Annotated in this window: 16 protein-coding genes and 1 pseudogene; 1 reads left to right on the plus strand and 16 read right to left on the minus strand. The window is 53.1% G+C overall.

Annotated features, from left to right (window positions below; translation table 11 throughout):
• Window positions 1-121: 121 nt before the first annotated feature.
• The 3 genes and pseudogenes from M891_RS0122165 to menA form a co-directional block, all read right to left on the minus strand.
• Window positions 122-419, minus strand: a pseudogene (locus M891_RS0122165) (helix-turn-helix domain-containing protein); the annotation flags it as partial.
• A gap of 107 nt (window positions 420-526) precedes the next feature.
• Entirely contained in the window at window positions 527-1,627 is a 1,101-nt protein-coding gene (locus M891_RS0122170; protein WP_028540304.1) for a Gfo/Idh/MocA family protein, read from the minus strand.
• Window positions 1,628-1,711: 84 nt separating this feature from the next.
• Complete coding sequence (gene menA, locus M891_RS0122175) at window positions 1,712-2,659, minus strand: 1,4-dihydroxy-2-naphthoate polyprenyltransferase (protein WP_028540305.1); 948 nt, start codon at window positions 2,657-2,659, stop codon at window positions 1,712-1,714.
• A gap of 202 nt (window positions 2,660-2,861) precedes the next feature.
• Between menA and M891_RS0122180 the strand changes: the two genes are divergently transcribed.
• Complete coding sequence (locus tag M891_RS0122180) at window positions 2,862-3,155, plus strand: hypothetical protein (RefSeq protein WP_127575237.1); 294 nt, start codon at window positions 2,862-2,864, stop codon at window positions 3,153-3,155.
• A gap of 1 nt (window position 3,156) precedes the next feature.
• On the opposite strand, the gene M891_RS24765 is transcribed toward M891_RS0122180, so the two are convergent.
• The 13 genes from M891_RS24765 to M891_RS0122250 all read right to left on the minus strand — a co-directional run bounded on the left by M891_RS24765 (window position 3,157) and on the right by M891_RS0122250 (window position 19,759).
• The gene (locus tag M891_RS24765; protein WP_051417180.1) at window positions 3,157-4,542 is read right to left on the minus strand and encodes a sensor domain-containing diguanylate cyclase; all 1,386 of its coding nucleotides are present in this window, start codon (window positions 4,540-4,542) and stop codon (window positions 3,157-3,159) included.
• A gap of 183 nt (window positions 4,543-4,725) precedes the next feature.
• Window positions 4,726-5,289, minus strand: coding sequence for a hypothetical protein (locus M891_RS0122190; protein ID WP_028540307.1), 564 nt, complete (start codon window positions 5,287-5,289; stop codon window positions 4,726-4,728).
• A gap of 148 nt (window positions 5,290-5,437) precedes the next feature.
• Window positions 5,438-6,727, minus strand: coding sequence for an NCS2 family permease (locus M891_RS0122195; protein WP_084628964.1), 1,290 nt, complete (start codon window positions 6,725-6,727; stop codon window positions 5,438-5,440).
• Window positions 6,728-6,949: 222 nt separating this feature from the next.
• Window positions 6,950-8,446, minus strand: a complete 1,497-nt coding sequence (locus M891_RS0122200; RefSeq protein ID WP_371859492.1) for an MDR family MFS transporter — start codon at window positions 8,444-8,446, stop codon at window positions 6,950-6,952.
• Between the two features lie 208 nt (window positions 8,447-8,654).
• Window positions 8,655-9,224 (minus strand): TetR/AcrR family transcriptional regulator, encoded by a 570-nt coding sequence (locus M891_RS0122205; protein ID WP_009223631.1) that lies wholly within the window; start codon window positions 9,222-9,224, stop codon window positions 8,655-8,657.
• A gap of 105 nt (window positions 9,225-9,329) precedes the next feature.
• The gene (locus M891_RS0122210) at window positions 9,330-10,187 is read right to left on the minus strand and encodes a GNAT family N-acetyltransferase (RefSeq protein ID WP_028540310.1); all 858 of its coding nucleotides are present in this window, start codon (window positions 10,185-10,187) and stop codon (window positions 9,330-9,332) included.
• Window positions 10,188-10,216: 29 nt separating this feature from the next.
• Entirely contained in the window at window positions 10,217-11,197 is a 981-nt protein-coding gene (locus tag M891_RS0122215) for an aldo/keto reductase (protein WP_016314282.1), read from the minus strand.
• A gap of 215 nt (window positions 11,198-11,412) precedes the next feature.
• Window positions 11,413-11,811, minus strand: a complete 399-nt coding sequence (locus M891_RS0122220; protein WP_016314283.1) for an ArsR/SmtB family transcription factor — start codon at window positions 11,809-11,811, stop codon at window positions 11,413-11,415.
• A 3-nt stretch (window positions 11,812-11,814) separates the two neighbouring features.
• A complete protein-coding gene (locus M891_RS0122225) occupies window positions 11,815-12,240 on the minus strand; it encodes an SRPBCC family protein (RefSeq protein WP_028540311.1) in 426 nt (141 codons plus the stop codon).
• Between the two features lie 386 nt (window positions 12,241-12,626).
• Complete coding sequence (locus M891_RS0122235; RefSeq protein ID WP_028540313.1) at window positions 12,627-14,729, minus strand: glycoside hydrolase family 36 protein; 2,103 nt, start codon at window positions 14,727-14,729, stop codon at window positions 12,627-12,629.
• A 108-nt stretch (window positions 14,730-14,837) separates the two neighbouring features.
• Window positions 14,838-16,160 carry an extracellular solute-binding protein gene (locus tag M891_RS0122240; protein ID WP_028540314.1) on the minus strand — a complete coding sequence of 441 codons (1,323 nt, stop codon included), beginning with the start codon at window positions 16,158-16,160 and terminating at the stop codon, window positions 14,838-14,840.
• A gap of 127 nt (window positions 16,161-16,287) precedes the next feature.
• Complete coding sequence (locus tag M891_RS0122245) at window positions 16,288-17,937, minus strand: response regulator transcription factor (protein ID WP_028540315.1); 1,650 nt, start codon at window positions 17,935-17,937, stop codon at window positions 16,288-16,290.
• Window positions 17,930-19,759 carry a sensor histidine kinase gene (locus M891_RS0122250; protein WP_028540316.1) on the minus strand — a complete coding sequence of 610 codons (1,830 nt, stop codon included), beginning with the start codon at window positions 19,757-19,759 and terminating at the stop codon, window positions 17,930-17,932. Before M891_RS0122250 ends, M891_RS0122245 begins: the two co-directional genes overlap by 8 nt.
• Window positions 19,760-19,765: the final 6 nt, after the last annotated feature.

Raw genomic sequence — 19,765 nt, forward strand, 5'->3', positions numbered from 1 at the left:
CTTGCCTTCAAGCGATAGTAAGTGGCGCGAGGGATTCCGATCCAGGCGCAAGCTTGTTGCACACTCACTTCTCCTCGAATCGACTCAATCCACTCTATTACAATCTTTGACGATGCCCCCTCTCCATCTCGTTGTACTTTTTTAGCAGCTCTAGTTGTTGTTTCAAAAACCGGTTCTCCGCCTTAACCTTCCCTAATTCCGAGGTATGTTCGGGTCCTTTGCCATAGCTGTATTGTTTACCTACTGGCTGCTCTAAACGGTTCTGCTCGCCATTGCGATACCATCTCATCCAAGTTTCCGCTTGTGTCTTATTTCGGATATTTAATTGCTCCATAATTTCCTTCACCGGTGTACCAGACATTTTCATTTCAATTGCCTTCATTTTAACTTCTAGGGGGATAACTAACTCTTGTTCCCAATGAAAAAAAACACCTCCAAGGTTGTCTCCATATCTTACGACATGGGCGAATTTTCTTGAAGGTGTTTTTATTTGTCCCACACTATGGGGTCAGTCCCGTCAATGGATTCACTCTGCTTTTTGCGATTCGATGGCCCAGGGCTGGCGCTCGGTCCGCACCGTCTGCCCAGATTGGACCGCCTGCTCCATCATCAAGGACAGGTATTGGTCCTGGGCCGCCTCCGCCAAGCTGTAGAACGAAGGGCCTCCATGTACGTATTGCCCCATCTTCTCCAAGCTGGTGGCGATGGCGATCTCTTCGTCCGTCAGCCGTCCCGGCCGGAACGGGTTCACGTACACCCATTCGGAGCCGGCCAGCACACCTTCGTGGTAATACCCCAAGAGGCTGCCGTTCTGGCCGGCATCCACCCGCCGCAGCTGCAGCTCCACCGGGGTGCGGAAATCGCGAAGGTAGCGAAGCTCCGTCCCGTCGATTTCCCCCCGGACGCCGCGCACCAGCACGCGATGACGCCGGATCGGTGAGAAATATTGATCGTAGGTGAAATCGAACAATGCCGTCCGCTCACCGAACCTAAGCAGCGCAATCGTCTGAGACGAAGTGACGATCTGCTCCACCTCCGGCCAGCCTCCGCGGCCGGGGCCTTGAACGAGCGGGGAGGAAATCTGCTCCCCGCGGATTTCCGCCTCCTCGAATCCCACTCCGAGCAGTTGCCGAATCAGGCTGATGCCGTGATAGCCGTGTCCCGCCGATACCTGCACGTGCGACACCTCGCCCAAGAGACCCGACCGCGCGACGGCAAGGCGGGCCGCATGCATCGGCTGGAACAGGAACTGCTCGGCCACTTGAATTTTCGCCGTAGATCCAACGGTTTCATAGAGTTGGTACAGCCCGGACAGATCGACCGCCGGCGGCGTCTCCGTCAGCACGGGTATGCCCGCTGCAGCGAGCCGAACCAAGTACTCCGGCGTAACCGTCCGAGGCAACGACAACACCACAAAGTCGAAATCCCGCTGCTTCAGGAAGGTCTCCCAATTTGTTGTCACCGGAACGCCCCATACCCGGTTCACTTCCCGGCCTTTTGCCTCGTCCCGCATATAGATGTTGCTCACCTCAAAACGCTCCGGCAGCGCGCGGGCAATCCGCAAATAAAATTCAGCCCGCCAACCGCCGCCAACCATTCCGATCCGCAGCTTGCCTCGATTGTCCATCGTCTCTTTGCTTCCTCCTCAAGTCTGCCAACCCATGCGTCAGACCCGGATCACACACGGATACATCCCCGCCGGAACCCATCGTTAGAAGGGCAACACGACGGCGATAATCAGCGCGAGGATACGCGCCATATTGGTCAGCAGGAAATTTTTCACCGATAAGCCAAACGTAAATTGCTTGGTAGGCTGCGCAGTAAACGTTCGGATATTTTTGGACACTGGCACCACGGTGAGGAGAACCAGCAGCAGTATCAATGGATGAACCCCCAGGATCGCCAGTACAATCACATCCACGTAGGCCGCATAATAGAGCAGTTTAAACAACAGCAGCGCCGGACCTTTTCCAATGTAAATCGGTAAGGTGTAGCGTTTGTTGTCGATATCCTCTTCCATATCGCAAATATTGTTGGCCAGCATGATGTTGGCAATGCCAAGAATCGCCGGTATGGAGATGAGGAAGACCAGCAGCGTCTCCAGCAAATGAACTTGGAGAATCACCGTGCCGCCCTGCAGCGAAAGTGAAGCCAATTGGTCGCCCGCATGGATGTAAGCCGACACAAATATAATAACAAATCCCATGAACAGTCCGGAAAAAATTTCGCCCAGCGGCATCCGGGAGATCGGTATCGGCCCAAAGGAATATAAAATGCCAACCGCAAACGACAACGCGCCCAGCAACAGCAGCAGCCACCCGGTCTGAAGGAACAGCAGCACTCCTGCGGTCACTGCGATCGTGAACAGCAAAATAATCAGTGCCAGCACCGCGGTTGGATTCATGCCGTACTTGACGATGGCATTATGTTTTTCATAGCCATAGCCGTGCTTGCGCTTCGCTTTTTTATAATCCATATAGTTGTTGATCGCCGTCGTGGTCATGTCGAAGCTGAGCAAGGAAATCAGCATGAGCACAAAATGCCAAGGCTCAAACACATGGAACCGGTAAACAGCATAGACCGTGCCAAACAAAAGCGGAATCATGCTTGCGGCCTTCGTCTGGATTTCCACCAGCTTGAGAAATTTGGTGATCGCCATTCTCCATCATCCTCTTTTTATCTAGTTAAAAAGAAGATATCTTACTTTTGAAATAATGGCTGTTGAATATGTCCTTGACAAATGGATTTGAGCGAAATTTCACAAACTGATGTATTCGATTCGTTTGCCATGACCTGAAGGCTTAAGCTAAAATGCAAGTAAGTTGTACCATTACTGTAGAAGAGGGGTTCGCGTATTGTCCATGTTCTCCACAGAAGACCTGATTGGATCTTTGATTTTTCTACTTATCCTCGCTGTGATCGCCGTATTGAATTTGCGTAAAATGAGTTCCGGGGCTTACGATCTCAAGGCGCTGCGCAAACGCGGTCTGGTGTGGACGGAAGTGGCGGTCGCCTTGTTTCTGCTGCAGCTCTTGCTGCGTAAGGGAGACAACCGCTTTCTAGTGGTCCTTGGCATGGTGGTGTTGTTTGCTGCCAGTCAATGGCTCGGAGCGATCTATTTGGAACGGAAAGAAAACCGAGGGGAGAAGAAATAAATCAGCTGGGCAGCGGCAAACCGGAATCAGCGGTCATCCGGATCGTGTCGCCGCCCCGCTTGACATCATACATCGTTGCATCGGCGAGCCGAAGCATATCCTCCAAGCTTGCGTTCCCATCCGGTGACAGACTGATGCCAATGCTGGCCGAGATACTGATCCGTCTTCCCCGATACACATAACCTTCAGCCAGGCTGGATCGAATGCGGTCCAGCACTTTTAATACCCCGTCCTCCTGCAGGCCTACCAGCAAAATCACGAATTCATCCCCGCCCAAACGGCAAACCGTATCCTCCGCCCGGACTAGGGTGACCAGCCGGCCTGCGATATGCTTCAACAGTTCATCCCCGGCTTCATGGCCGTAGGTGTCGTTCACTTCCTTGAAATTGTCCAGATCCAGGAACATCAGGGCGACGGGCTCTCCTTGCCCTTGCGTTTCTGCGTACTTGGCATAAAATTTTGCCCGATTGGCTAGTCCCGTCAGCTCGTCATGATAGGCCAGGAATTGAATTTTTTCCTCTAGCTGCTTCCGTTCCGTGATATCAATAACGACCCCTTCCAGCCTTACGAGATGCCCATGGTTGTTGAAATACGGCCGTGCCCGGTTCTGGAACCATCTGATTTCACCGTCGGGCCGAACGATGCGGCATTCCTTCGTGGAGTTCGTTTTTCGAAGGATGAGTTCATGCTGGATCTCGAGGAATAGCTTCAAGTCCGCAGGGTAGATGATCTCCTGCACTTGCCTCCCCTTCAGGCTCTCTTTCGAATATCCCGTAATTTGCTCGAACCCGGAGGAAACCTCCAATTCCATTTTACTGAGGTCATAAGCCCAGACCCCAACGGATGCGTTTTCAAGGATATCATTCAAAGGCAACTTGTCGCTTTCAGTTCGAGGTGACAGCATCTTCGTCGTCAGTACATAGATCAAGCAAAACGATAAGATAAACAGACCGTATACCACAAAAAATACAGCATCGCCGCGTTCCAGCTTCCCGCTCAACAGCGCCCCCCGGTATGCCAGCGCTAAATACAGCATCGACAGAAGATGAAGTGCGCCTGCCACCGCGACCGCAAGATAATGATGATACATCAAGCTGAGGAGCGGCAGCAGCCCCAGGAATATATAATTCGTCACGGACAAATCCGTGAATACCATTACATTGAGGTAAATGAATAGCATCACTAGCGTTAAGATCATCGTAAGCCGCGGCCAGCGGCGTCTTACCACAAATCCGGCCAGCACCAAGAGCAGAGAAGCGCCCAAGATCGGTTGTGCCACTTCGAAATGCCGATGAACCAGCATTTGCAGCACACTGGCAACAATAAACAAGCCGACAAGCAATTTCAGCATCCAGATGTTTTTGATATGAATTTGGTGGGCGTTCATCCGTTCTCCCCCCTTAAAGTGAGGCTCATGATAAAATGAATGTATTGGGTACAAAGAACTACGTCTAAGGAAATATTATACTACAACTGCAAAATTGTGCTACACGATTTTATCAGCAACACCCAAATAAAAAAAAACCGGAGCGATATCCTCCGGCTTGAATCTCATACCTTCATGCAGATGTCACGGCACATATTGCTGTACGATCCGGACGACCTTGCCTTCTTTCAGCGTGAGGTGATATGGGAATAGGCTGAGATCCAGCAGATCCGTCTGTTGGAACAACTCCCTAAATTTCTTTAAGGTTACGGTTTCATCTGCCTTGATTTCGATATCCTCCGGCTTACCGGTACGGTCATAAATCTGCAGTATAACTTCAGCTTCCGGGGAAACCGGATAACTCACCGATTCCTCTGCGTCATTGACGATATAATAGCCGTCCGGTGGTCCGTCAATGCCAGCCTCCGGTTCGCGTTCTGCGAAGATCGCCGCCGCCTCATCCCCCTGATACCACAAGATCGGGTCCACCGTGAGAACTCCTCCGTCAGAATCAAGGCTCACGGCGTTCAAGTATACCGTAACCGTCTCGGGTAACTGCAGCTCCGCCATCCCAACAGTCGACGACTTGGCTCCTGTTCCCGTTCCCGCTCCGGCAAGAAACCCGAAGGACGACGGCGCATGGGCATCCAGCCCGGGTAACATCACAATGAGCGCCAGGGGAAGCAGCGCTGTAAACCAATTTTTCATGTCAGGTCCGCCTTTCTCATGTCTGCACATCCAGCGATTTACCGCCTCAGGATTTCCATTGTATGGCTTACAGGTTCATTATATGACGGCCTGCCGAAAAAAGGGTCTCACCCCGGTTAAAACAAGTAACAAAATCTTCTTCAATTTCCTAGTGCGCCGGAAAAAAAGCCAGTTGAATCACGAAGATCACGCCAAACACATAAAGCAACGGGTGAACGTCCCGCCCTTTGCCGCTGACCAGCTTCATCACCGGATACGTGATGAACCCAACAGCGATCCCGGTGGCGATGCTGGCGGTGAGCGGCATCATCAACAGGATCGCGAAGGCCGGAAACGCCTCATCGAACGATTTCCACTGAATCCGGGCCAATCCTTCCATCATAAAGCAGCCCACAATAATCAAGGCAGGTGCGGTGATGGCCGGAAGACCGGAGATCGCCCCCACCAGCGGCGAGATGAACATCGACAGCAGGAACAGTACAGCGACGACGAGTGATGTCAGGCCGGTGCGACCGCCCGCCGCCACGCCGGTCGTCGATTCGATGTAGGTGGTGGTGGGGCTCGTACCGAACATCGAACCGATGGTGGTCGCCGTCGCATCTGCGAGCAATGCGGCCTTGGCCCGAGGAAGCTCGCCGTTCTTCATAGCGCCGGTTTGTTCCGTAACGCCAATCAGCGTGCCGGTCGTATCGAACAGCGTAACGAGCAGAAATGCGAATACGGTCGTGTACAGCCCTTGGCTAAAGACGCCGGACAAATCCAGGTCGAAGAAGACCGGCGCAGGCGGCACAGACACGAAGCCGTCCAATTTCAGTTGACCGGTAAAATAGCCCACCACCGCGGTCAGTGCCATGCCGATAAACAGCGCGCCGGGAACGCGGCGGGCCATCAGCACCAGTGTGACAAAGACGCCAAACAAGGTCAGCAACGTCACCGAGCGGTGCAAATCGCCAAATGTCACGAGGTTGTCGGGATTCGCCACGACGATGCCAGACATTTTGAGCCCTAAGAAGGCGATGAATAACCCGATCCCCGCAGTAATGCCGAACTTCAGCGAATCAGGAATCGCGCGGATCAGCGCTTCCCGCAGCCGGGTTAAGCTTAGCAGCAGAAACAGCACCCCGGCAAAAAACACCGTGCCCAGCACGGTCTGATAAGACAATCCGGTGCTGGCAACCACGCTCGTGAAGTAGGCGTTCAACCCCATGCCGGGAGCGATGGCGATCGGATGCCCGGCGAACAGCGCCATAAACAGCGTGCCGACAACCGCCGCAATCACGGTAGCCATAAACACCTGATCAAACGGAACTCCAGCCGCGCTTAGCACAGCGGGGTTGACGACCAGGATGTAGGCCATCGCCAGAAAGGTAGTTAGCCCGGCGAACAGCTCGGTGCGAATGGTCGTTCCATGTTCTTTTAATTTAAAAAACCGGTCCATAATCAATGGATGCCCCTTCCTTCTGAATATTCATGTTGTCAGTATAGCCAATCATTCCCTATGCCATCATCCCTGTTCCTTGCCGGATGTTCAATCGAAATCTTCAAGTTTTCCAGAATGTTCACATCTAGTCAACGTGAAAAAAACCGGTCCGATGGAAACTTCCCACCGAACCGGTCTGTGTCCGTCTCAAGCATAGACGGCCTTTGATTTCCTTTACAATTAACGCGATTCCGGGTTAACCTCCGGCTTAAACTCCGGATGGCTGCCTGCAGCAACCTGCGTTTCCTCCGGCGCATAAGTGCGGCGCAGGAACAAGCCGATCACCAACGCCACCACGCCAACGTACATCGAAATGGTAAACGCTTGGTGCATACCGGACACCAGTGCGTTCCCCAGCTCGGCTGGATCCTGCGGATTGGCCGAAGCTTTCAAGTAACGTTCTTGGCCATGCGAGAAGATGCTGATGAACAGCGCGGTGCCGATCGCGCCCGACACCTGCTGCAGTGTGTTCATGATCGCGGTGCCATGCGGATACAAGTTACGAGGCAGCTGGTTCAGCCCCGTCGTTTGCCCTGGCATCATCACCAAGGAAATTCCGATCAGCAGCGTAATATGCAACGCGATGACCTCTCCGGTCGAGCTGTCCGTCGACAAGCCGCGCATGAACCACAAGGTGGCGATCACGATGATAAGCCCCGGCGCGATCAACGCGCGCGGACCAAATTTATCGAACAACCGTCCCGCCACCGGTGACATCAGACCGTTGATTACCCCGCCGGGAAGCAAGACGAGACCAGCGGCGAACGGTGCCAGCAGCAGCGCGCCTTGCAGATACATCGGCAAGATAATCAGCGTCGAGAACAAGGTCATCATCATGACCATGAGCAACGCGGCCGACAAGGCGAACATCGGGTACTTGAAGACGCGGACGTCCAGAGTTGGCTCAGCGACTCGCAGCTGCCGCCAAACGAACAAGACTAAAGCGATAAATCCGGCAACCAGGCAGGTATAGACAACAGGACTTGACCACCCTTCACCTTCGCCCGCGTGGCTAAACCCGTATACGATACCGCCAAAACCAATCGTTGACAGCAGAATGGACAGCAGATCCACCCGCGGTCTCGTTAATACCGACACGTTCCGCAAATACAGCGCTCCGTAGACAATGGACAATACCGCGAGCGGAATCACCAGATAGAACAGCCAGCGCCAATCCAGCACATCCAGGATTAAGCCGGACAGCGTAGGACCAATAGCCGGACCAAACATAATGACCAGACCGATCGTGCCCATGGCCGCCCCTCTTTTTTCCGAAGGATAGATCGTTAGAATGGTGTTCATCATGACCGGAAGCAGCAGCCCTGTTCCGATCGCCTGAATAATCCGACCCAGCAGCAGCACGCCAAACGAAGGAGCAATCCCGCAGACAACCGTTCCGACCAGAAACAGAATCATCGCCGACAGGAACATCTGCCGCGTCGTAAACCATTGAATCAACAGCGCCGTAATCGGCACCAGAATCCCAATCACTAACATATAAGAAGTAGAAAGCCATTGTATCGTCGAAGGCCCCACGCGCAGTTCTTGCATCAAATCCGTGTAGGCCACATTCAGCAACGTTTCATTTAATATGGACACAAAGGCCCCGATGACCAGGGCGATCGTAATCGGCAGACGCCTGATCCCTTCCACACCGGCGCCATGAGCCGATGACATCGATGATGTATTCATTTGTAGGGTTACCTCCATCTTCTCCTATTTTGGGACTTTACGCCTCTCTCTAGGTTAATCTATATAAACAAGGCAAAGCGTGCCTTGGGGTTCACGACGGGGAAGTTGTGTAGACCATTCTATATATTAAAATTTAAGGAAAGAGGCGCTGATCTCACTTCCTTCTGCCGCAAGGGCTCCTGAGCAACGGGGCTCAGGAAGGAAAAAGCCGCGGAACCAGACGAGCTGCTGTGTGCAGCGGCTGGCTGCTCTTCTGCGTTAAGCACATGATGATCGAACCTTCGACGATCCCATTGATCAGCACGGCTAAATCCGCCGATTCTTCCGCACTGTAGCCGGAAGCGATAAATTTCTTCTCCAGTTCAGCGATCCAAGCGTTATACACGTCACAGCAAGCCTGACGAATATTCTCGTTGCTGCGGGCGGTCTCATGGGCAACGATGCCAATCGGCACCCCCAGCGTTGCATCCTCGCGATCATAGTTGTCGGCAATCAGAAGCAGCAACGCTTGCACAGCCCCAACTGCATCTTCGGTAGAGTCCAGTACAGCGCGCAAGCTCTCCAAAGTGACGTTCTTGGTATACACAACAGCTTCACACGCGAGTTGCTCTTTCCCTTCGGGGAAATGGTAATACAACGATCCCTTGGGCGCACCGCTCATTTGAGTGATCTGGTTCAGCCCCGTCGCGTTATAGCCTTGACACTGCAGCAGCTTGGCCGTTGTTTCGATCAGCAACTGACGGGTCGGATTCTGATTGGGCATGCATACCGGTACCTTTCCGCGTAAGATTAGACCGATTGGTCTACATGATGATAAACGATGTCCAAGGACTATGTCAACACTTTTTAGGCCCGGTATGCCCCCATTTTATAGGCGAAGGTACATCTCATGAAGGCTGATTTTATCGCGAACAAAGCCATGCCGATCCAAAAATCCTTCCAGCAGTGCATTATCCGGCAAGGAAGCGGTGAACTTCACGAAGCCTAACTCCTCGCGGGCAGCGACCAACATCCGGGTGGCCAAGCCTTGACCCCGGTGCTGATGGCTGACAATCAGCATATTGATCTTACCGGTCGGACTGATCGAGAGCCCTCCGGCCCATTCACCGTCCACCCGGACGCCGTAATAGACGTTAGACGGAGTTCGTTGCTGATACTCCAAGTCGTTTTGCCAGTTGATATGAAAATATCTCCAAGGCCCCACCAGATTGGCAAAGGTCTCGAACTCGATTCGCTCCACCGGCGCTCCCGCGGAAGCCCCCTGCGGGGCCTCCAGTCGGGATGCATCGGGAAGGGTGAAGTACGAGACGTCGTATACACGGCGGTATCCTCTTTTTAAATAGAAAGCGATCGCCCGGTCGTTCCCGGCAATGACCTCCAGGAACAACTGCTTGCAACCGGCATGCAGCGCCTCCTCCCGGTGCAGATCCATCAGGCCGGCACTTACGCCTTTGCCGCGATATTCCGGGCTGACGGCCAGTGCGCCGCAGCGCATTGTCCGGACGGACTCATAGACCTTGCTGCCGCCTAAGACAACCCCCACGGGTTCATCGCCGTCGAGAGCTACGAAGGAGTGCTCACGCGCATTGCCTTCCGGACCAAAGAATCGATCCGCAAATTCCGCTTCGGTCAAATTAAATTGGATGATATAATCGGCAAAACCGCGTTGAAACGCCTGATATATCGTGCTCATGTCCAGGTCCGTGCCTCGCTCATATCGAATCATCGTCTCGTTCTCCTCCCTCGTATGGCTTTTTACCAGGCGTACGCTTTTGGCGCTTCACCACCCGGACCCGGGAAAATTTCGTCAATAGCTTTGAGCGTATCCTCACTCAGCTCGACTTCGACAACCCGCAGCGTTTCCTCGAATTGCTCCAGCGTCCGCGGCCCGATAATCGGCGCCGTCACCGCCGGATGCGCCAGCGTCCAGGCGAGGGCCACCGTGGCTTCGGATTCGCCCAGCTCTTTGCACAGGTTGCTAAACCGCTCCAGCTGCGGGCGCAGCTTCTCGAGCCGTTCGGTCTGCTTCGCCGTACGCGAGCCCGGCTGCGGATTCAGATTCCCGCCGAGAATCCCGCCGTCCAACGGACTCCACGGGATCACGCCGATCCCCAGCTCCTCGGCTGCAGGCAGAACCTCCAGCTCGGGCAGTCGGCACAGCAGGCTGTACTTATGCTGCTCGGAGACAAGGCCCAGCGCCCCGTGAGCTTTCGCCTCATATTGCGCCTTCACAAGATCCCGCCCAGCGAAGTTACTGGCACCAACGTAACCGATTTTGCCTTGTTTTTGTGCGATATCAAAAGCATTCCATAACTCATCCCAAGAAACGTTCCGGTCGACATGATGCATCTGGTACAGTTCGATATGGTCCGTGCCGAGCCGACGCAACGAATCGTCCAGATGGCGGCGGATTTTGTAGGCCGATAAGCCGGATTGGCCTTCATTGGGATCCGACGCAGGATCGCTCATCGCTCCGTACACCTTCGTCGCCAGCACAACCTTCTCTCTGCGGCCGCCGCCCTGCGCGAACCAACGGCCGATGATCTCCTCGGTCCAGCCGCGATGCGACGTTCCACCGTAGACATTCGCCGTATCGAAGAAATTAACGCCGGCATCAATGGCAGCGTCCATGATTTTAAACGCTTCCTTCTCGTCCGTCGTTGGCCCAAAATTCATCGTTCCCAGGCACAAACGGCTGACCTTCAATCCGGTTCTTCCCAAACTGACGTACTTCATGTCAACAACCTCCTTGAGCGTTTTTTTGGAAGTAATTTGCCATGATGAAATAGTCCAAACCCATTATATACCAGATGGGAGACCCGGGGAAGGCAAGCCGATCCCAGCTAAAGGGGATGGTCGGCTCCCCCTTTGAATCCTTCAAACCCGTCATCTGCCGCGTACATGGGAATAGCCCCCGTCTCCCCTATTGAGGTGCAGCCGAGGGCTTTATTTTATTGGCCCGAATTCTCACTTGTACTGCCGGATGGCGGCGCCGGGACGGGAAGGAGCCCCTCCGGTTCTGCGCCCGGTTCAGATTCAACATAGTGCTTGAGCAACGCCAACTTGTTCTCCCAGAACCGCTCGAAAAACGCCAGCCAGCGCTTCAGCTCCAACAGCGGGTCGGCCTCCAGGCGGTAGCGCGTCTCCCGGCCGACCTTGCGCTCGCGCACAAGGCCAGCCTCTGCCAAGATACGCAAGTGCTTGGATACCGCAGTTCGGCTGATAGGGAACTGGCTGCTGATATCCTTTAGCGCCAGCTCTTGCCCGCTCAGCAACTGCAGCAGTTCTCGGCGCGTCGGGTCGGAAATCGCCTGGAACACATCATGTTTTACAGAAGCGGCCTCTGCCATGACTTACTCCTGTACATATTTAGCCAACGCAGCGACGATACCCGTCCAGCCCTGATCCATACGGCCGCGAACCAGCTCGTGCGCCTCGCCGAACTCAGTCACTTGGTCGGCAGTCCAACCGCCGTGAATCAACGTAAATTCCGTTTGCTCCCCTTTTTCCTCCAACTCAAAGGTCACCGTCCAATCCTTGCCCCAAGTGAACGACAGCCGGTGCGGCGGCTCCAATTCCATCACCTTGCACGGGGAATCTCCAAACGGGCCGGCATGCAGGACAAACTCATAGCCTAATACCGGCTGAAAACTATTCGGCATAAACCAAGCGGCAATCCCCTCCGACGTAGCTACAGCCTCCCATACCCGCGAGATCGGTGCATTGAGCAGCATCGTATGCCGAATATCCGGCAGCTTACCCGTATTGTTCTGTTCCATCATCTATTCTCCTTTATAATCTTGATTGATTAGCTAACATGAAACCAAATGGTTTCCTAATAAAATCGATTATATGACACCATTTGGTTTCATGTCAATCAAAAGAGATCCACCCCAATCCACGAATGCTAGCGAGGATCAATTTAGCGAGAACTCATGAACAAATTTTATTATTCCGATGATAGACATGAATTGGACTACTACGGTAACGTCGACAAAACGAATCTTCCCGATCCCCTTTTGTTTGAGCTTCGCTTCAAACTGGCGGGCGAGAAGATCAATTGAACTTCGCATTTCATTCCCATGACCCGCTATCCTTGCACAAAAAAGATCCGCATCCCCTGCCAAAAGCAGCGATGCGGATCTTCTTCGGATCTAAGCTCCCCCTATAGTTTACGGCGGATCTTAAACAATCGGGCAGACGGCGCGGAAGGCAGAGTCACTGTCAGCTGACCTGCGGCGGCATCCCAGTTCCATGCGCAATCCAAGTCCTGCGGATAGGCACAGCGGATGTCCAGCCCCTCCCCTTGCAGCGACGGAAGCGGCAAGGATTGTGAGGAGGTTTCCCCGCGCGTACGCCATACAGCCAGATATACCATATCGCTGCCCGGCCGGCGCAAGCCAAGGCTGATCCAGTCGTCCTGCTGCTTGGGCAGCCCCAGCGGCCAGAACGGCAATGCCTCCGGAATGTCTGCGCGAATCGTCTTGTAATAGTCCAGCGCCTGCTTCACCAGCTCCCGGCGTCGCGGGCTTAGCTCCGCCAAATGACCGCTCTGATGCACACGCAGCAGCAGCGCATTCACCATATTGAAGACGACCTCTTCATCATCGCCTTCCCGCAGCGGATACGACCAGATAGCGGATTGCTCCGGCGTCAGCGCGGACGGGGATGAAGCGGCAATCGCCGCATAGTTCACGTAATTTTCCTGATCACTGGTCGACTGGATGCTGTGGCGGCTTAACATCGCATAATCCATCCGCATCCCGCCGCTGGAACAGTTCTCGATAACGAGCTCCGGATAGCGTTCAAAAATCCGATCGAGCCAAGCCAAGTATGCTCGGTTATGCTGCAGCAATCCATCGCCGAAGCTGTCCGCCGCCGTTTCCGTCCCGATCCCGGCGTTGATGTTATAGTCCATCTTGATATAGCCGACACCATAGTCCTCCACCAATCGGCGAATGACCTCATCGGCGTGGGCCACCACCTTCGGGTTGCGATAGTCGAGCTGGTAGCGACTGCGGTCCATCACCCGTTTGCCGTGCCGCATGAAGAACCAGCTGTCGTCCGTGTCTGCCAGCTTCGGACTGTTGATGCCCATGACCTCCAGCTCCAGCCATAGTCCCGGCACCATCCCTTTGGTGCGGATATAATCCAATACGTACTTGATCCCTTCCGGGAACCGTTCCGAAGACGGCAGCCATTCCCCCACGCCGTCCCACCACTCACCCGAAGCGTACCAGCCGGCATCGATGCAGAAGTATTCGCAGCCCGCTTCAGCCGCGGCATCAATCAACGGCAGCAGCTTGGTTGTCGTAGGTGAACCCCAAAGACAATTCATATAATCGTTAAAAATAATCCGCAGTTCCCGGTTATCCGCATTCGGTCGGCGAATCCGGCGACGGTAAGCGGTCAGCTGGCCGATCGCTTCCTCGAAGCCTCCCTTCGCCGCGCCAACAGCCACCGGGACGCTGATAAACCGCTCACCCGGTTGAAGCGATTTCCACCAATGGTTATCGTGTTCAGTTGGTCCGCTGAGGAGCAAGGTCAGTTGGTCCACCTGATCGAAGATCTCCCAATGCCAAGAGCCGTTATGTTCGATTTGCCAGAACAAGACGCTCTCCGCCTCGCGGTTCTCCAGAACCGCCATCGGGATATGCTCGGCCGCCGACCAGGAGCCGGTATTGCTGCAGGAGATCCGCTTGGAGCTGCGATCCGTCAAATGAGATAAGCCGAGCTCAGGTAATCGGTATGTGCGCCACTGCAGCTCGCTTTGCCATCCGGTATGGGGGATGGACAGCCGCATTTTCTCGTCCCGATCCTGGCGGCCCTCCTTATCCAACCCGGTCAATGCAAAAGAGGAAACATACTCAATCCCCACCGCTTCCGGCCCGGCATTGTACAGTTCTGCCCAAGCCCGCACCGTCTGTACTCCATCATAGAATTGGATATGCTGCACCGCCTGCAGCCCGGTCTTCGGGTCGCGCAGCGCGATCTCCAGCTTTCTCCCGAACTCGTTGCGCCCGTTGGTATGACCGTTATAAACCATCCGCAGTCCCGGGTACGATGCCCGGTGGGTTCGTCCGTGATATTCGGCCCGATCCTCCCCGGTCAACTGCAGCTCCATCAGGCGAAAGCCAGGTTTCTGCGCTTCCCGGATCACCCCTTCATGCAGCGCATTTGCCCCAAAATGCAGCAGCCGCACATCCTGCTCGTCAGTGACTTCCAATACGAGATGCAAGCCGTTCTCCCGAAGCACGATTCGATTCATCACCCTCGCACACTCCTTTACCTGTCCTGAGTAAAAACAAAACCCAGCACCGATAGAATGGTGCCGGGTTCATTTAGTAATTGCACGAACAACCGAGATTCCCGTTGATTACTCAGCCGAACCCAGTTGTACCCATGCTTGCTCGATATCGGTCACAGCTTGATCTTTGGTTTTGCTGCCGCCGATGTAAGCTTGCATGATTTCGCCGAATTTTTGATGGAACGTATCCAGGGAGTAGTTGACCGCCAGGTCACCCGATGGTTCGGATTTCAGGATTTCGTTCATTTGTTTCGGCATATCCAGTTCTGGGAGCGGAGCATCCTTGATTGGAGGAATGACCTTCGCGATCGTGGAGAACCAGTTCTTGCCGTAGTCGGAAGTATACAACCAGTTAAAGAATTCGATCGTTTCGTCAACGACCGCAGAGTCTTTGTTGATACGCAGAGCTTGGTCCGCACCTGTGATAATCATCGATTGATCGGCTTTGTCACTAACCGGATAGCCGGCAATGCCGATTTGAATGTCTGGGTTAATTTTCTTAATCGCTTCTTCGTCCCATGCACCTTTACCGGTCATAATTGCCGCTTTACCGGATGCAAAGTCACTTACTTCTGCGTTGCTGTCGCGTTCCAGCGGTTTGTCGGTGCCATGTTTTACCGTGGTATCGATGAAGTTAAAGAAGTTGTCGTACAGCGCCGGATAATCCTTGATTTTCGCATCCCCGGCAATAAAGCTCTTCACCAGATCCTGCGATGTTACACCGGCATCTTGAGCTGCAGCGTTCACGAAATGTTGGAAGATGTGTTTCCATACCCACCATTCTTTGTACGCATTCGCAAATGGCGTAATGCCTTTCGCTTCCAGTTTAGCGATGGCATCCTCCAGCTCCGCCGTCGTTTTCGGGAAGTTCTCGATTCCTGCTTCGTCGAACAGTTCCTTGTTGTAGATTAAGGAGAACAGGTTCCCTTTCACCGGCAAGCCCAGCACTTTACCGTCAGAGGAAGTCATATTCGCACGAACTGCATCCGTCATGGCCGCAGCCAGCGGTTGATCCGTCAAATCCGCACTGTATTCAGCAAAAGTGTCGATATCTCCGCCCGCGGTCGTTTGGAATACATCCGGCGTGCTTCCTGCTGCAATTCTGGATTTCAATACCGTGTTGTAGTCCGCCTGCATGATTTCCAGGTTAATCGTCACGTTTGGCTTCACTTTCTTATATTCCTCAATGTAGGCGTTAAATGCGTCGGTGTATTCCGGAGAAGCCGTGAACATATTGATGGTTACGGGTTTGGAATCATCCGTCGCTGCGCCGTTACCACTGCCTGCGTTGCTTGCCCCGTTATTCGCCGCGTTATTGTTGCCGCCGCAAGCGGATAACAGGCCCATAATCAACACCAGGCTGAATGATAAGGCCAGAATCTTTTTCTTCATTAGCTTTGCCCCCCACTTTCATTTTGGTGAATATTTACTATGCTCCCTATTTTAAAGAAGGAAGTCAAGTGATGAAATGTAGATATGTGGTGAATTAAGGGTAAAAAAGTGAAGCCTTGCCGTCAGTTCACTTTTTGCCCCTTTCCTCCTGTTGCTGGCGGTATTCGGATGGTGACAGCGAATAGTAATTCCGGAACGCCTTGCTGAAATAGTTTTTGTCCTTATACCCCAACATTTCCGAGATCTCCTGGATTTTGAGCGACGAATCATCCAGCAGCTCTCTGGCCTTATCCATACGGATCTTCTGCACATATTCATGGATGCCGCAGCCATATTGTTGCTTAAACAGCTTCATTAAATACTCGCGGCTCAAAAAATATCTCTCCGTGAACATGGAAATTTTGATGTCCTCAAAATAGTGATGGTCGATATATTCCTTGATGACCTCAACGCTGAACGGGCGGCCTGCGGCCATCGAGCGGCAGACTTGCTCGTGATAATATTCTGTTAAATGAAGCAGGATGGCCTCGAACTGATCAAACGAAGTGATATCCGTGCTGATTCCAATCTTATGCAGTGACCGATCTCCGCCGGAGGAAGGAAGCTTGTCCGCCGGAACGCCCAGCTCGGAAACCGTATCATTCATGAGCACGACGATTTCCCGCATCAACCGATCAGCCGCGCCGATGCTGAAGGATCCAGCGGCTTTGATGCTCTTGGTAAACTCGACCACCACCGATTTGGCATGGTTAAGATTGCCTGCCTCTAACGCCCCCCGCAAGATCGGCATTCGACTGGAGAAGGAGAACGTCTCCTTGCTCGCTGCCTTATCCACCTCTCCAATGACCGCGTTCCCTTTAAGCTTCAGCAGGTCGATGCTCTGAATGCCTGCAACCGCCTCATCATACGATTCAGCTAAGTGTAACACATCCTCGCAATATCGTCCGATTCCTCCGACAGTCAGCATTCCAAACAGATCACCTATCGTCGATACAATTTTTCGCATCAATTCCCCTGCACGAAACGCGATCTCTTGCGGGTAGCCCCCCTTCACCGTATAGATGGCGATCACTTCCCGCTCTTGCTTCGGATTGGCAAAGCTGAAGCACTGCAGATTGTTCACCACAACCTCATTAATCACATTCGCCACAGCGAAATGGAGCAGCTCCCGGTCGCGATGAAACCGGCTCTCCTGGACAGCTTCCATGTTCAAGATCCGCAGGACGAGCGCGCCATATCGATGATCCGGTTCATCCGCCCCAATTAACGAGAGGAATGCCTGGCTGCTCTGCTTCTTAAAGCTCCGTTCAATAATGGAAAAATAGATCTTCTCCTTTAATTTCGGGAGCGACATATTAAATGCAATGTTTCGTGTGATCGATTCCTTCTGACGCTCGCGTTTGGCATTTAACACATCTACCGCCTTGCGCAGCGCCTGGTTCAAATCCTGACGATTGACCGGCTTCAGCAAATAATCGACCACTTTCGCATGAATCGCCTGACGCGTATATTCAAAGTCGTCATATCCGCTGATCACAATGGTCAGCAGCTCGGGATACTTCTCCTCGACAATCCGCAGGAATTCGACCCCGTTTAACTCCGGCATTTTCATATCTACCATAACGATGTCCGGCTTGTACTGCTCGAGCATGGCAAGCCCCATTTTGCCGTCCGTCGCTTCCCGGATTTCATCCACCTCAAGCTCTTGCCAATTTCCTAGAATCCGAATCGCCTCGCGAAGCGGCTCCTCATCGTCGATAATCAATACATTATACATAACTGCTGCCCCCTCGCGGTATGATCATACACATATCCGTCCCGTGCTCATCGCTCTGGATCTTGAGCTCTGCTTCTTCCCCATAGAGAAGCTTCAAGCGGGTATACAGATTTTTGAGTCCGATGTTCTCGCCTTCCTGCTCCTCCCACTCTTGGCGGAAGGACGTCTGGATTTGCTCCATTCGTTCCGGAGAAATGCCCGGACCGTTGTCGCTGACAGAGATCACCGCATGCTTATCCCTCAGCTCGGCCCGAATCCGAATCGAGATGCCGCTCGACATTTTCTCAAGCCCGTGCTTAATGGAGTTTTCAACCAAAGATTGAATAGACAGCTTGGGAATTTGCAGCTCCTTGAGGGCTTCCTCCCACTCGACCGTTACCTGCAGCCGGCTGCCAAACCGAGCCTTCTGCAACGCGAGATAACGTTCAATATGCTTCAGCTCCTCCCTAGCGTACACGATGTCTTTTCCACTAATACAATATCTTAGCGTCAACGCCAAGGCATCCACCATATCGGCTACTTCGTCGTCCCCGCTCTTGAGCGCTTTGGTCGAAATCGCCTGCAGCGCATTATACAGGAAATGCGGGTTAATCTCCGCCTCCAGCGCTTTGAGGATCGCATTCTTCTCCACCAGCTTCATCTTGTAGCGCTCGTTAATCAAATCGTTCGTCCGCCGCACCATCCGGTTGAAATGCCGGGATAAATAAGCGATCTCATCCTGACCCTTCACAGGGATTTCCGCATCAAAGGTCCCTTCGCTGAAGCGGCGCATCTGGAGAGACAAATCCTTCAGCGGACTCGTAATTTTGTTGGAAAACAGAGTCACCAGAATGAGCGAAATCAACAAGAATATTGTGCCGATGAGATATCCAATATTCCGCGTGGCTCGGGCAGCCGCATACAGGTTGCTGTACGGAATCGGTTTGACCAGCTTCCAGCCCCCGTTCGCTTCAATGTTGTAAATAATCAAATATTTGTGGCCAGACTCACTGGTCCAGGTGATCGGCTTCATGGAATCTCCCTCTTCAAGCCGGGCAAGCCAGGGTGCATCCTCAACCTTCTCCAAAAAAGCAGGATCATCCACATGAAACGGAACATTATTCGGATCTAGATACAGCAGGTGCTCTCCGTTTTCGAACGGGACATCCTTCAAAATTTGATCTTTCACCGTGGGCTTCATATAAAAAGAGACAATCGCCTTCGGCTCTCGGGTGACTAAGGACCGCAGCACGCGGTGATACCCCATAAAGTCCGGTTCTACATCCATGTCGTAGCCCGACTTCGCCCCTGGCACGATAAACGATTGATAGGCTTCGTTAAAACGGCTCTCCATCGCCCGCTTATACCACGCCTGATTGGGGATATCCTCCTGATAGCTCACCCGAACCGAGACGTTATAAGCTTCGCGCGTAATAGAGTAGTATTTGCGTTGATCGATCAAATAGAGATAAATGCTCTCCAAGTCATTCCGCGAGTAAAACAGCTCTCGCAGATAGTCCTCCAAGTACATTTTTGACGCGTAATCCGATTCTTCGTTCATAATCGCCTGCAGAATGTCCTCATAGTGAATCTGCGGCAGCGACATTTGTTCCACACCGGCGAGGTAATCTTCCAGCTTCTGATTAATCAGCTTCAGGTTGTTGGTGGTGCTGGCCATACTATGCTCTACGGATTCTTGTTCAAGCATCTCATAAGAGATAACGGTTAGTAGGCCAACTACTAGAATAATGATCGTCGTAAACAACAAAATAAGCTTATTGACCAGCCTACGCGAGATCCGGTCAGTAAGCGTTGTCATGATGCTTCGGATGCGGTTGAACATAGCTCC

This window comes from Paenibacillus sp. J14 (assembly GCF_000518465.1).
Classification (GTDB): Bacteria; Bacillota; Bacilli; order Paenibacillales; family Paenibacillaceae; genus Fontibacillus; species Fontibacillus barengoltzii.

Coding starts and splice junctions, on each gene's coding strand:
- menA (WP_028540305.1), bottom strand. CDS start 2,659: ATGGCGATCACCAAATTTCTCAAGCTGGTGGAAATCCAGACGAAGGCC.
- M891_RS0122190 (WP_028540307.1), bottom strand. CDS start 5,289: ATGAAAAATTGGTTTACAGCGCTGCTTCCCCTGGCGCTCATTGTGATG.
- M891_RS0122245 (WP_028540315.1), bottom strand. CDS start 17,937: ATGTATAATGTATTGATTATCGACGATGAGGAGCCGCTTCGCGAGGCG.
- M891_RS0122240 (WP_028540314.1), bottom strand. CDS start 16,160: ATGAAGAAAAAGATTCTGGCCTTATCATTCAGCCTGGTGTTGATTATG.
- M891_RS0122235 (WP_028540313.1), bottom strand. CDS start 14,729: ATGAATCGAATCGTGCTTCGGGAGAACGGCTTGCATCTCGTATTGGAA.
- M891_RS0122220 (WP_016314283.1), bottom strand. CDS start 11,811: ATGGCAGAGGCCGCTTCTGTAAAACATGATGTGTTCCAGGCGATTTCC.
- M891_RS0122180 (WP_127575237.1), top strand. CDS start 2,862: ATGTTCTCCACAGAAGACCTGATTGGATCTTTGATTTTTCTACTTATC.
- M891_RS0122205 (WP_009223631.1), bottom strand. CDS start 9,224: ATGCCCAATCAGAATCCGACCCGTCAGTTGCTGATCGAAACAACGGCC.
- M891_RS24765 (WP_051417180.1), bottom strand. CDS start 4,542: ATGAACGCCCACCAAATTCATATCAAAAACATCTGGATGCTGAAATTG.
- M891_RS0122215 (WP_016314282.1), bottom strand. CDS start 11,197: ATGAAGTACGTCAGTTTGGGAAGAACCGGATTGAAGGTCAGCCGTTTG.
- M891_RS0122200 (WP_371859492.1), bottom strand. CDS start 8,446: ATGTCATCGGCTCATGGCGCCGGTGTGGAAGGGATCAGGCGTCTGCCG.
- M891_RS0122250 (WP_028540316.1), bottom strand. CDS start 19,759: ATGTTCAACCGCATCCGAAGCATCATGACAACGCTTACTGACCGGATC.
- M891_RS0122195 (WP_084628964.1), bottom strand. CDS start 6,727: ATGGACCGGTTTTTTAAATTAAAAGAACATGGAACGACCATTCGCACC.
- M891_RS0122170 (WP_028540304.1), bottom strand. CDS start 1,627: ATGGACAATCGAGGCAAGCTGCGGATCGGAATGGTTGGCGGCGGTTGG.
- M891_RS0122210 (WP_028540310.1), bottom strand. CDS start 10,187: ATGATTCGATATGAGCGAGGCACGGACCTGGACATGAGCACGATATAT.
- M891_RS0122225 (WP_028540311.1), bottom strand. CDS start 12,240: ATGGAACAGAACAATACGGGTAAGCTGCCGGATATTCGGCATACGATG.